Source organism: Chitiniphilus eburneus, from assembly GCF_005048205.1.
Classification (GTDB): domain Bacteria; phylum Pseudomonadota; class Gammaproteobacteria; order Burkholderiales; family Chitinibacteraceae; genus Chitiniphilus; species Chitiniphilus eburneus.
The window spans coordinates 142,198-155,514 of record NZ_SUMF01000006.1; the positions used below are offsets into that span (position 1 = coordinate 142,198).

9 protein-coding genes are annotated in these 13,317 nt (G+C 63.6%); 3 read left to right on the top strand and 6 right to left on the bottom strand.

Features of this window, described 5'->3' with window-relative positions; genetic code table 11:
* Window positions 1–2 precede the first annotated feature (2 nt).
* Together FAZ21_RS08360 and FAZ21_RS08365 are read left to right on the top strand one after the other, a co-directional pair.
* Window positions 3–2,897 (top strand): PAS domain S-box protein, encoded by a 2,895-nt coding sequence (locus FAZ21_RS08360; RefSeq protein ID WP_136772858.1) that lies wholly within the window; start codon window positions 3–5, stop codon window positions 2,895–2,897.
* Between the two features lie 548 nt (window positions 2,898–3,445).
* Complete coding sequence (locus FAZ21_RS08365) at window positions 3,446–5,035, top strand: peptide chain release factor 3 (RefSeq protein WP_136772860.1); 1,590 nt, start codon at window positions 3,446–3,448, stop codon at window positions 5,033–5,035.
* Window positions 5,036–5,124: 89 nt separating this feature from the next.
* Here FAZ21_RS08365 and FAZ21_RS08370 read toward each other — a convergent pair whose 3' ends face one another.
* The 6 genes from FAZ21_RS08370 to FAZ21_RS08395 form a co-directional block, all read right to left on the bottom strand.
* Window positions 5,125–5,739, bottom strand: a complete 615-nt coding sequence (locus FAZ21_RS08370; RefSeq protein WP_136772862.1) for a LuxR family transcriptional regulator — start codon at window positions 5,737–5,739, stop codon at window positions 5,125–5,127.
* The gene (locus tag FAZ21_RS08375; protein WP_136772864.1) at window positions 5,736–7,154 is read right to left on the bottom strand and encodes an HlyD family type I secretion periplasmic adaptor subunit; all 1,419 of its coding nucleotides are present in this window, start codon (window positions 7,152–7,154) and stop codon (window positions 5,736–5,738) included. Before FAZ21_RS08375 ends, FAZ21_RS08370 begins: the two co-directional genes overlap by 4 nt.
* Window positions 7,151–9,316, bottom strand: a complete 2,166-nt coding sequence (locus FAZ21_RS08380; protein WP_169307309.1) for a type I secretion system permease/ATPase — start codon at window positions 9,314–9,316, stop codon at window positions 7,151–7,153. The genes FAZ21_RS08375 and FAZ21_RS08380 overlap by 4 nt, the downstream gene beginning before the upstream one ends.
* A gap of 577 nt (window positions 9,317–9,893) precedes the next feature.
* The gene (locus FAZ21_RS08385; RefSeq protein ID WP_136772866.1) at window positions 9,894–10,217 is read right to left on the bottom strand and encodes a hypothetical protein; all 324 of its coding nucleotides are present in this window, start codon (window positions 10,215–10,217) and stop codon (window positions 9,894–9,896) included.
* Between the two features lie 135 nt (window positions 10,218–10,352).
* The gene (locus FAZ21_RS08390) at window positions 10,353–10,649 is read right to left on the bottom strand and encodes a hypothetical protein (RefSeq protein WP_136772868.1); all 297 of its coding nucleotides are present in this window, start codon (window positions 10,647–10,649) and stop codon (window positions 10,353–10,355) included.
* Between the two features lie 210 nt (window positions 10,650–10,859).
* Window positions 10,860–11,594, bottom strand: a complete 735-nt coding sequence (locus FAZ21_RS08395; RefSeq protein ID WP_136772870.1) for a glutathione S-transferase — start codon at window positions 11,592–11,594, stop codon at window positions 10,860–10,862.
* A 254-nt stretch (window positions 11,595–11,848) separates the two neighbouring features.
* Here FAZ21_RS08395 and FAZ21_RS08400 point away from each other — a divergent pair, with 254 nt between their 5' ends.
* A complete protein-coding gene (locus FAZ21_RS08400) occupies window positions 11,849–12,910 on the top strand; it encodes an AI-2E family transporter (RefSeq protein ID WP_136772872.1) in 1,062 nt (353 codons plus the stop codon).
* The last annotated feature ends 407 nt before the right edge of the window (window positions 12,911–13,317 follow it).

The following is a 13,317-nucleotide window of genomic DNA, read 5'->3' on the forward strand; positions in this document are numbered from 1 at the left end:
GCATGCCCATCATGAACCGGCTGTTCCGCCTCCGCCCTTCCGCCACGCCGCAGCCTTCGCTCAGGCCGCTGCGGACCGGGCTGATCGTCTTCTACTGCATCCTGCTGCTGGCGGTGGCCGCCAGCGTGACCTGGATGACGTTCCGCGATTACGACGAGACGATGGACAACCTGGAGCGCCAGCAACTATCGCTGGCGCGCTCGCTGGACGAACACGCCACGCGCACGTTCATCTCGGTCGAGCAGGGCATGCAGAACATCGTGGAAAGCCTGCAAGGGCTGGGCGGGGTGGACCGGGCCGAGGAATACCGGATGCACATCCTGCTGCGCGACAAAACGCAGCTCACGCCGCAGACACGCGGCCTGATCACCATCGACGACCACGGCTACATCCGCGCCCACGGCCTGGAGTACCCGGTGCGCCGCGTCAACCTGGCCGACCGCGACTATTTCGTCTACCACCGCGCTTTCGACGACCTGCGCCTGCGCATGGATACGCCGGTGATCAGCCGTACCGACAACCTGTGGCTGATTCCGGTCACCCGGCGCATCGACCGCCCGGACGGCAGCTTCGGCGGCCTGGTGCTGGCGGGGGTGGAACCGGAGTATTTCCTGCGCTTCTATCAATCGCTCAAGCTGACCCCTTCCACCCGTATCGAGCTGATGCGCGCCGACGGCATGGTGCTGCTGAACTTCCCGTTCCAGCCCGCCGAACTCGGCCGCAGCCTGCGCGAACGCGCGCCGCTGGAATTCGAAGCGCGCCGCCTGCGCCACGCTTCGGCCTACCGCGAGCCGGATGCCAGCGGACGCGGCGAGCGACTGGTGGTGTTCCACACCACGACCAGCGACCTGCCGCTGATCGTGCGCGTCTCCATCGACCTGGGCAGCGCGCTGACCAAGTTCCGCAGCGACCTGCTGACCCGCGCCATCGCCGCCGTCGGCCTGATCCTGGTGGTGACGGTATTGCTCTACCTGCTGCTGCGCCAGTTGCGGCACGTGGAGGAAATCGAATCGCGGCTCTACCTCACGCAGTTCACCGTCGATCAATCGCCCGACGTGGTGCTGTGGGCCGATCACCTGTCCTACCTGCGTTATGCCAACCACGCCGCCGAGCGCAATACCGGGCTGGCCAACGACGAACTGCTGGCGTCACGCCTGACCGACCTGTTCCCGGACATGGGCCAGTCGCAGTGGGAGGAAATCTGGACACGCCTGCACATCGACAAGCGCATGATCCTGAACACGCATCTGCGTGACCATGGTGGCCATCTGCTGCCGGTGGAAATCACCTTCAGCCATATCGAATTCAATACCGACGCCTACGCCTGCTGCACGGTGCGCGACATCACCGAACAACAGAACACCGAACGCGAACTGCGCCGCCACCGTGACCATCTCCAGGATCTGGTGCTGGAGCGTACCGCCGAGATCCGCACCGTGCTGGACGCCAGTCCGCTGGCGATCATGTTGTCGGTAAAGAACTCGGTACGGCTGGTGAACCCGGTATTCGAAACGCTGTTCGGCTACGAAGGCAGCGAGATCATCGGTCTGCCCACGCACGCCCTGTTCGCCTCGCCCACGCGCTTCGAGGAGATCATGCAGACAGTGTGGACACGCGTCTCGGCGGGTGGGGTGTTCCGGGGCGAAGTGGAGCTGTACCGGCGTGACCATTCCAGCTTCTGGGCCATGGTCTACGCCAAAGCGCTGGTGCCGGGCGACGTCACCAAGGGTGTGATCTGCGTGATCGAGGACGTCACTTCGCAACGCATCGCCGCGCAGGCTCTGCGCCAGTCCGAGCGACTGAAGCGCACCATCATCGACACCACCGCCGACGGCTACATCCTGATCGACGACGGCCGCCATATCGTCGATGTGAACCAGGCGTTCTGCCTGCTGCTGGGCTATCGACGCGAGGAACTGATCGGACAGCAGGCCACCCTGCTGTGGGGCGAGGCCGCCGAGCAGATATTCCCGGCCGATCTGGCCGACCGCGACACCATGCGCAACCACATCGAGGAAGTGACGCTGCGTTCGCTGGATGGCCAGCCGATGCCGTTCCTGGTGAACTCGGCGGCGATCCACGACGACAATCGCAAGCTGGAATACGCCTTCGCCTTCCTGACCAATATCTCCGACCTGAAGGAGATCGAGAAGAACCTGCTCGACGCCAAGGAGGCGGCCGAAGCCGCCAACGTCGCCAAATCAGCGTTCCTGGCCAACATGTCGCACGAATTGCGTACGCCGATGCACGCCATCCTCTCATTCTCCGAGATGGGGCTGTCCAAATCCGGCCGCACCGAGCCGACCAACCTGGCGCGCTATTTCGAGCGCATCCACTCCAGCGGCAACCGCCTGCTGGTGCTGCTGAACGATCTGCTGGACATGTCGCGGCTGGAAGCCAACCGCATGACCTACGACAAGACCCGCAATCACCTGCAACAGACCGTGCTGGGCGCGGCGCAGGAAATCGCGCCGCTGTTGCAGACACGGCGCCTGCGCCTGGAAGTCGACGAAACCACACCGGCGCTATACGCGGTATTCGACCGCGCGCGGCTGACGCAGGTGGTGGTCAATCTACTGTCGAATGCGATCAAGTTCAGCCCCGTCGATGGCACGATCGAAATCCGTTACCTGGAAACGGCCACCCTGTGCGACGGCCAGCCCGCCGTCGGCCTGACCGTCCGCGACCGGGGGCCCGGCATCCCGGCCGGCGAGGAAGAGCTGATCTTCGATAAATTCATCCAGAGCAGCCGCATGCGGGAAACCGGCGGCGGCACCGGCCTGGGTCTCGCGATCAGCCGCCAGATCATGGAAGACCATGGCGGCGAAATTTTCGCCGCATCCCACCCCGAAGGCGGCGCGCTGTTCACCCTGTTGCTGCCAACCAGCCTGCGCTAGGGGGAGCCTCGGGTTCTTGCAGGCCGTGGCGAGAATTCATCGGCGCCGAGCCTTGGGGCCTTGCAGGCAGTGGCGAAAATTCATCGGCGCCGAGCCTTGGAGCCTTGCAGGCAGCGGCGAAAATTCATCGGCAACAAGCTCCCGGCAAAGCCGGGCGCATAACGTCATCGGCCTGCCTGCAACGGCTCTTCCTGGTTTATTCCACTCCCCCCGCCCTCGCCGCCGCGAGGGAGCCTCGCTGCGGCGAGCCTGTATGTCTTTGCACACGGTAACGCGAAACCAACCGGCATCAAGCCCCCGGCAAAGCCGGGCGCATAACGTCATCGGCCTGTCTGCAACGGCTCTTCCTGGTTTATTCCACTTCCCCGCCCTCGCCGCCGCGAGGGAGCCTCGCTGTGCTCGTGGGAGGTGCTGTCAGGTTTGGTGGTTGCTTTTGTCTGATTTGCGCCGGGGCGGGGCGCGGGGGTTTGCCGCCAGCGTTCAGCCGGGCGGCCAAAGTGGCGGCGAATCGGGTACAATCGCGCCCTTTTCCCAATCCATTCAATACCATGACCGAGATCGCCCGCGAAGTGGGCCGCCGCCGCACCTTCGCCATCATCTCCCACCCCGACGCGGGTAAGACCACGCTGACCGAGAAGCTGCTGTACTTCTCGGGTGCGATCCAGCTCGCCGGGACCGTCAAGGGCAAGAAGGGCGGCAAGTTCGCCACCTCCGACTGGATGGAGATCGAAAAGCAGCGCGGCATTTCGGTGGCGTCCAGCGTGATGCAGTTCGACTACCGCGATCACGTGGTGAACCTGCTCGACACCCCGGGCCACCAGGATTTCTCCGAAGACACCTACCGCGTGCTGACCGCCGTCGATTCGGCGCTGATGGTGATCGATGCCGCCAAGGGTGTGGAAGAGCAGACCATCAAGCTGCTCAATGTCTGCCGCCTGCGCAATACGCCCATCGTCACCTTCATGAACAAGTACGACCGCGAGGTGCGCGATTCACTGGAACTGCTGGACGAGGTGGAAAGCGTTCTCAAGATCCGTTGCGCGCCGATCACGTGGCCGGTGGGCATGGGCAAGACCTTCCGTGGCGTGTACCACATCCTTCGGGACCAGGTGCTGCTGTTCAAGCCGGGCCAGGGCCCGCTGGACGAAGTGGAAGTGATCGAAGGCATCGACAACCCGCGGCTGGACGAACTGTTTCCGCTGGAAATCGAGCAGACCCGGATGGAACTGGAACTGGTGCGCGGCGCGTCGCACCCGTTCGTGCTGGAGGAGTTCGTCGCCGGCGACCTGACCCCGGTGTTCTTCGGCTCGGCGATCAACAACTTCGGCGTGCGCGAGATTCTGAACGCGCTGGTGGATTGGGCGCCGGCGCCCGGCGAGCGCGACGCCACCAGCCGCGCGGTGGACCCCACCGAGGAAAAATTCTCGGCCTTCGTGTTCAAGATCCAGGCCAATATGGACCCGCGCCACCGCGACCGTATCGCCTTCCTGCGCGTATGCTCCGGCCGCTTCGAGCGCGGCATGAAGTTCAAGCACCTGCGACTGGGCCGCGACATTGCCGCCAACTCGGTCGTCACCTTCATGGCGCAGGGGCGCGAGCAGGTCGAGGAAGCCTTTGCCGGCGACATCATCGGCCTGCCCAACCACGGCAATATCCAGATCGGCGATTCGTTCAGCGATGGCGAAGCGCTGGTCTTCACCGGCATCCCCTACTTTGCACCCGAGCTGTTCCGCATCGCGCGGATCAAAAACCCGCTCAAAATCAAGCAATTGCAAAAAGGGCTGCAACAACTGGGCGAGGAAGGCGCGGTCCAGGTGTTCAAGCCACTCAACGGCAGCGACCTGATCCTCGGCGCCGTCGGCGTGCTGCAATTCGAAGTGGTCGCCAGCCGGCTGGCCAACGAATACGGCGTGGAGGCGGTGTTCGAATCGACCACCATCCATACCGCGCGCTGGGTGACGTGCGACGACGCGCGCATGCTGGCCGATTTCGAGAAGCAACTGGTGAACAACCTGGCGCGCGATGCCGCCGACAGCCTGGCTTACCTGGCCACCAGCCGCGTCAACCTGGAACTGACCCGCGAACGCTGGCCCAAGCTGGTCTTCCACGCCACCCGCGAGCACGCTGTAACGCTGTAACGCGGCGGCGAGCGCTCACCCCACCGTGCGCGCCGTAGCGTGCGGTGCGTGGTGCAAGGCGTCGCCCTCGCCCGCTCGCCCCGGCGGGGTCAGCGGGCGCCCAGCACCAGCAGGGCGAGCTGGAGTCGATCCGCCACGCCCAGCTTGGCGAGAATGGCGGTGAGATGCGCCTTGACCGTGCGCTCGGTGATCCCCAACTGGGTGGCAATCACCTTGTTCGGCAGACCATGCACCGCCAGTTGCGCCACTTCCAGCTCGCGCTCCGAGAGCCTGGCCTGCCACGCCGTATCGGGATTGGGTGTCGGTTGTGCCTCGTGCAAGGCATCCAGCAGCCGCTGCATCACGTCCGTACCGATCCAGAAGCCCCCCGCCGCCGCCGTTTCGACGATATGTCGCCAGTCCGCGTGCGAGGCATAGGCATGGGCATAACCACGAAACCCGGCATTCAGCACCGCGACGTGGCGCTCCGGGGACGGCACGCTGTCCGCGCCCAGCAGCTTGCGGTCGCCCGTCCAGGCCAGCCAGCGCGGGTCATCCAGCGGCGGCAGGCCGGGCAAGGCCAAGTCGCAGACGGCGATGCCGTCGGGGGGCAATTCGTCCAGGTCCTGCGGACTATCGCCCAGGACGACCTGATATCCGTCGGCAAAGCCGCGCCAATGCGCACAAAGCGACAGATCACGGGAAAGAAGAAGTAATGTGCTCATCGTTCGGTCAACGCCGTGGCTTTGGCGCGTAGCACCGGTTTCAACAGGTACGACAGGATCGTCTTCTTACCGGTGAGGATGTCCACCTCGGCCACCATGCCCGGAATGATCGGTCGCTTCTCGTCGCCCAGGAATGCGGTCTTGGTACGCACCTTGACCACATAGAAGGCATTGCCTTTCTCATCGGTCACGCTGTCGGCGGAAATCTGCTCCAGCGTGGCATCCAGGCCACCGTAGGTGGCGAAATCATAGGCGGTGAACTTGACCAGCACCGGTTGCCCGGGGCGCAGGAAAGCGATATCGCGCGGCAGGATGCGCGCCTCGAGCAGCAGGGCATCGTCGGTCGGCACGATCTGCACCAGCTCCTTGCCCGGCTGCACCACGCCGCCCTCGGTATTGACCAGCAGTTGCTTGACCGTGCCGCGTACCGGCGAACGCACTTCGGACAGCTTCACCCGATCGGCCAGCGCCACGCGCCCCTCGCTGAGGCTGGCCAGCTTGCCCATGGTCTCGGACAACTCGCTGCTGGCCTGATTGCGGAAGGTCAGTTCCACTTCCTGAATCTTGCGATTGGATTCGGCGATCGACGCCTGGATGCGCGGCAGTTGCGCGGCGGAAGCATCCCGCTCGCCGCGATAGCGCGCGATATCGCGCTCCAGGCGCAGTACGTCGACATCCGAAACCGCGCCGCTCTTGAGCAACGGCCGTGTTGCATCCAGCTCACGCTGGGTCAGCACCAGGCTTTGCGCCGCCTGATCGCGCCGCGCGCGCACTTCGTTCATTTCCTGGCTGCGTTGCGACACCTGTTGCCGCACCACACCCAGCGAGGCGTCCAGCTCGGCCACGCGGGAGCTGTAGAGCAGTTGCTCCTGCGCGGCGATATCGGGCGCTTCCTGGAGCACTTCTTCGGGCAGCTCGAACCGCTTGCCACTCGCCAGCGCGGACAGGCGCGCGGCCTTGGCCTTGAGCGACAGCGCCTGCGCCTGGTTTTCGTTCAGCGACGAGACAAACCGCGTCGGGTCGATGCGCAGCAGCAATTGCCCCGCCTTCACCTGCTGGCCTTCGCGCACCATGATCTTCTGCACGATGCCGCCATCCAGGCTTTGCACGATCTGGATCTGCGAGGACGGGATCACCTTGCCCTCGCCCCGTGTCACTTCGTCCACCTTCGCCAGCGCCGCCCACACCAGCAGGGCCAGCAAGCTGCACGCGGTCAGCCATACCAGGATGCGCGCGCCTCGCGGGTTCTGCTCCACGATGGCCCAGTCGGCCTCGCTGACGAAGTCGATATCGCCGGAGGGATCGCGCTTTTCGCTGGCGAACAGATAGCGGTCGAACAACGCCGAGCTGTGGGCGGTGATGGCCCACCAGCGACGTCGCCAGAATCCCGCGGGCTTTTGGATTTCGATTTTCATGCGCGCCCCACCTGCCCTTGTTGCAGGGCTTCGATGACGAGGGCCTTCGGGCCGTCGGCGACGATCTGGCCGCGATCGAGCACGATCATGCGGTCCACCAGATCGAGCAGCGACGTACGGTGGGTGACCAGCAGCACGGTCTTGCCCACCAGCAGGGTGCGCATCTGCTTTTTCAGGCGCTCTTCGGACTGGTGATCCATCGAACTGGTGGGTTCGTCCAGCACCACCATCGGTGGATCGTTGACCAGGGCGCGGGCAATGGAAACAGCCTGGCGCTGCCCGCCCGACAGCGACTCGCCCCGCTCGCCGACCAACATTTCGAAGCCGCGCGGATGTGCGTCGGCGAACTCCTTGACGCCGGATACGGCGGCGGCGGCCAGCACCATGGCATCGTCGGCGAACGGCGCACCCAGGGTGATGTTGTCGCGCAGCGTCCCGTAGAACAGCAGGGGCTCCTGCGGCACATAGCCCACCGCGCGGCGCAATTCCGCCGGATAGATCTGCCGGGTATCGATGCCATCGATCAGCACCGCGCCCTCCGAGGGGTGGTACAGGCCGAGCAGCAGCTTCTCGATGGTGGACTTGCCCGAGCCGACGCGGCCGATGATGGCCACCCGCTCGCCAGCCTTGAGCCGGAACGAGACATGCTTGAGCGTCTGCTGGTGTTCGTCATAGCCGAAGCTGACATTCTTGAACTCGATGTCACCCTTGAAGCTGCGCCGGTGCAGGAAATTGCTGTCCGCCGGCAGTTCCACCGGCAGCGTCATCTGCGACTCCAGCCCCGCCAGCGAGGTCCGCGCATTCTGGTACTGCATCAATATGCCGGCGACTTGGCCGAATGGCGCCAGCGCCCGTCCGGTGAGCATCGACGCCGCAATGATGCCGCCCAGCGTGACCTTGGCATCGGTCAGCAGGTAGACCCCGACGATGATGGTGACCACGCTGACCAGTTGCTGGATGAACAACGCGAAGTTGACGGTGGTCGTGGAAAGCAGCCGCAGCCGGGCGCCAACCTGGGCCAGGAAGATGGTGGCCTGCTCCCAGCGGCGCTGGAACCGGCTCTCGGCGCACATCGCCTTGATGGTCTCGATGCCGACCATGCTTTCCACCAGCGTGGCATTGCGCTGCGAAGCGGCGCGCTGCGTCAGCTCGACCATCTGGTGCATCTTGTCCTGCGCCAGCAGCGTGAAGCAGACGATCAGCAGCATGCCGGTCAGCGGCGCGACCACGAACCAGGGCGACAGCCACAGCAGCACCAGCACGAACAGAAAAACGAAGGGCAGGTCGATCAGCGTGGTGGCCGACGCCGAGGTGATGAAATCGCGCACCGACTCGAAGGCACGCAGATTGGCCGCGAACGCGCCAACGGAGGCCGGGCGGTGGACCATGCGGATGCCCAGCACCCGTTCCATGATCAGGGCGGACAACTTGATGTCCACGCGCTTGGAGGCCACATCGATGATGTGCGCGCGCACCGTGCGCATGGCGAAATCGAAACCGAGCACCAGCACGGCGCCAATCGCCAGCACCCACAGTGTTTCGACCGCATGGTTGGGCACCACCCGGTCGTATACGTTCATGGTGAACAGCGGCAAGGCCAGTGCGAACACATTGATGAGAAATGCCGCCAGCAGCGTATCGCGATAAAGGCGCCAGTTCTCGAATACCACGCCCCAGAACCAGTGACGGCCCCGGATATTGCCCAGTTCCGGCGCACGGGCTTCGAAACGGAAACGGGGCCGGACGAAAATGGCGATGCCGGTATAACGGGTTTCCAGCTCGCGCCGACTCATTTCCTCGCCGTCTTCGCCGCCTTCGGGAAAGCGCACGCGCACCCGGTCGCCCGGCATGTGCTCCAGCAGCACGCACGCCTGGCGGTTGTCGAGCAGCAGGATCATCGGCATCAGGCGCGTGGGCAGATCCCGCAACACCCGCCGGACGACGCGCGCGCTGTAGCCCGCGCGCGCAGCCGCGCGCGGCACCAGCGAGGGCGTCATCACGTTGTTGGAGAGCGGCAACCCCGCCGACAACGCCTCGTGCGTCCACAACGCACCATGGATGCGGGTGATTTCGACCAGGCAATCGAGCAATGGATCGAAGTGGGCATGCGGGCCGCCCAGGTTCCAATCGGAATGCTCGTGTTCAGAGGGGGAGGAAGTCATCGGGGGATGGATTCGTGTAGGAATTTTCTGGAAATAACAAATAGTTATCTCAGTATCGTATAGCGAGGCGGAAATTGGATTGGGAAATAACTGAAATATGACCGCCCCTATTGGGGGCCATCCGGACAGTGGGCGGAAGATCAAACCCGGCGGGAATGACTGGCCAATCCCGCCGTAGCAATTTGCAGTGGCGGGTAAAATATCCTGAAAAGCCGTCCATCGGCCCCGCTCAGATCGGGGGCAATCCGCCGAGTCAGCCTAGGCCGTGTCATCCAATGTTCGCGGCAGCGCTGGGCCGAAAAAGCACCAGGCACCAGGCGCACGACGCAGGCAATAACCGGTTATTGGCAAGGAGTGCAGTGCGGCGGATGGTGTTTTTTTGGCCCAGCCCTGCAGGTTCGGTGCATTTCGGGCGCCACGCGGCGTCACAGGCCGCTTGCGGTATCCATACCGCCGCGCGTCCAGCGCCTGGCACGGCATCCCGAACTGAACCGAACGCTGCCGTGAAACACTGGATGACACGCCCTAGGCAGACCACCGTTCCATGCGCGATGCCGACAGGGCCGCATCCGCCACGCTAGATGACATCGTCGTTACCCAGCAGGAGGGTCGGCGAGTGCAGGTCGGCGCGCAGGCGCCGACGCGCCAGCAACTTGGCCTGGGCCTGCTCCGGCAGGTCGGTCAGTTTGAGGATGTTTTTCTGGGTGAGCACATCGATCAAATCCTCCAGCACGCGGACAAAATCGACGTCCAGCGCATCGAACGATTCACGCCCACCGGGCAAGCCCAGAAACTGAAGGATCTCGGGCGCCGCATGTGGCACGAATTCCTGGGCATCGGCTTCGGGTTGCTCGAACAGGGCAACGAGATGCCCCGCCGCATTACGTCTGACATAAGGCATGGGAACCCCGGACTGAGTGGGCGAATGCCTTGAATCTAGCATGCACCCCGCCTCAATGCGCTGGCCCCCTCCAAAACGGAACCTGGGGTTGCGGCGGGCCAGGCGCCCTGCCCGGCCGCTCCGTGATCCATCCCATCAATCGGCGATCGGAACGATGTCGTAGCCGCGCTGGGTCGCCGCGCTCTGCAAACGATTGATGAACTCCCCTTGGCTGGCGCCATCCACATCGGTCGGCCAGCTTTCGCCCAGGATGGCTTGCGCCAGCGTGCGGGCGATATGCCCGGCCTCGCCCTTTTCGCCATTCCACTGCTTGATCGCGTCATGCAGACCCTGTGCCTCGCGCAACAATCTGTCCAGTTGCTCGTGGCTGAGCTTGATGCCTGAAATGGACTGGATATGGGCGATGGCACGATATGCCTTTTCTTCGTTCATAGGGGCTTCCCGGTAAAAATCCCATGGCGGGTGCAGCGCATCTTAGGGCCCACCCGCCTTTATTCGGGTTGCATAATTGCCATGGCGGAACGGTCACCATGCAGGCAGGACCACGCAATCGATGACAAACACCGCTGCCCGCCGAGGGCGAATCGACCTCGATATCCGGCCCACGCACCAGCACCTCCCACGCTTGCAGGTCGATTCGCCCTAGGAATCAGGCTCGTCGAGCTCGGGGTAGTGACGGAAGATGCCCTCCTCACTGAACGGCAACCTGCGGGCGCTGGCCAGATAGGCCGCCAGCCTGGGATGGGTGGCGATCGACGCGCACAAGGCATTCACCCTGGGCGTATCTGCCAGCACTTGCGCCGCCCGACGGGGAAACGCGTAGCGTAGCCCGGAAACAAACTGGAACAGCGAGAGATCGGCATAGCTGATGTCGCTCCCCGCCAGCCAGTGGCCACCTGCCGGATTGCGCACCAGCACCCGCTCGAACCAGTTCAGGAACAGCGGCATGCGCGTGGCGCGAAAGTCCGCGGCCCGCTGCATCGCCTCCGTCCGCTGGTCCTCGTAGTACAGATTGCTGCTGATGGGGTGATGCGTATCGTGGGCCTCGACGACGGCATCGGCGATGGTCAGTTGCAATTGATGAGTCCAGAGGCGGATGGCCTCATCGCTCGCCACCAACCCCAGGCGCGGTCCCAGATACATCAGGATAGCCGCCGTCTGCCCGACCGTGACATCGCCATCGCGCAAGCACGGCACCGCAAACGGCGCGTGGGCATCCTCCCCTTCGAGCAGTTCATTCATGGCCTGCATGCCGAAACCGGCACCATCCGGTTCACGCGCGACATCCACGTAGTCGGCGCCCGCGTACTCCAGCGCAAGCCGTACGAACTCGCCACGCCCGGGGATGGTGGGCCAATAGTAGAGTTGGTAAGCCATGGCAGCCTCGAATCGTCATCCCTGATACACCATCTTAGGCGGCGCTCCGCTTTGATTGGCAAAAACCAGGAAACGAAACCGGATGGCAAACCCTTGCCCGGCGATGCCGGCGCGGCCTTGCCAAATCGGGCTAGGACAAAATCCGACAAGGCGAAAGTCAGCCACCTACAGCACAATCGGCCCGCCTCAAATGCCCCATGGGATGGAAGACTCGCACACTCGATCTGGCACGATCACAACCGCCCGAGTCCGATATGAATCTGCCGGAGCTTCAACAAAAGACTTTTCTGTTACTCCTGCTACTGGTCACGCTGGCATTCGGCTGGATATTGCTACCGTTCTACGGCGCCATATTCTGGGGAGCAACGCTGGCGCTGCTGTTTCATCCGCTGCACCGCCGCCTTCTGGCGTTATGGGGGCCGCGCCCCAATCAGGCCGCGCTGGCGACCACCCTGACCTGCCTGGTGCTGGTCATCATCCCCATTGGCTTGCTGAGCGGCGCACTGATCGAGGAAGGCGCCGCACTCTACAAGAAACTGCAATCCGGGGAGCCGGATTTCGGCCGCTATTTCCAGCAGGGTCTGAATGCACTGCCCGGCTGGCTCTGGCGCATGCTCGGCTATTTCGATCTGACCGATGCTTCCGCCATACAGCAGAAGCTTTCCAGTTGGGCGGGGCAAGGCAGCCAGTTCCTCGCCACGCAGGCACTCAATCTCGGACAGAACACCTTTCAGTTTTTCGTCAGTTTTTTCGTCATGCTTTATCTGCTTTTCTTCTTATTGCGAGATGGCGTTTTATTGGCGGAAAAAATCAAGCGCGCCATTCCTTTGGGCAGCGAACAAAAGCGCTATCTCCTGGATAAATTCACCACCGTCGTTCGCGCCACGGTAAAAGGCAATCTGATCGTCGCGATCGTACAAGGCGCCCTGGGTGGGCTGGCCTTCTGGTGCCTGGATATTCATGGCGCATTGCTCTGGAGCGTAGCCATGGCATTCCTGTCGCTGCTGCCAGCGGTGGGCGCAGCATTGATCTGGGGGCCGGTAGCGATCTATTTCCTGCTCACCGGCGCCACCTGGCAGGGGCTGGGCCTGATGGTCTTCGGCATCCTCGTCATCGGCCTTGTCGATAACCTGTTACGCCCCATCCTGGTGGGCAAGGACACCCGCATGCCCGATTACATTGTGCTGATTTCCACGCTGGGCGGCATGGCGATCTTCGGCCTGAACGGCTTCGTGATCGGCCCGGCGATCGCCGCCCTGTTCATTGCCACGTGGGATCTGTTCACCCAGGCCCGCATCGTCACGGAGCAACCCTAGGGCGTGTCATCCAATGTTTCACGACAGCGTTCGGTGCAGTTCGGGATGCCGTGCAAGGAGCTGGACGCGCGGCGGTATGGATACCGCAAGCGGCCGGCGACGCCGCGTGGCGCCCGAAATGCCCCGAACCCGCAGGGCTGGGCCGAAAAAACACCATCCACTGCGTTGCACTCCTTGGCAATAACCGGTTATTGCCTGCGTCGTGCGTCTGGTGCCTGGTGTTTTTTCGGCCCAGCGCTGCCGCGAAACATTGGATGACACGCCCTAGCCCTGCCATCTGCCGGCCATTGCCGAATCGTCGCCGTCACGGCAAAACACAGCGGCGCGGCGCCAAAGCAAAAACCCCCGAGCCTTGCGGTCTCGGGGGTCTGCATAAGGTGTCTGGCGATGACCTACTTTCACACGGG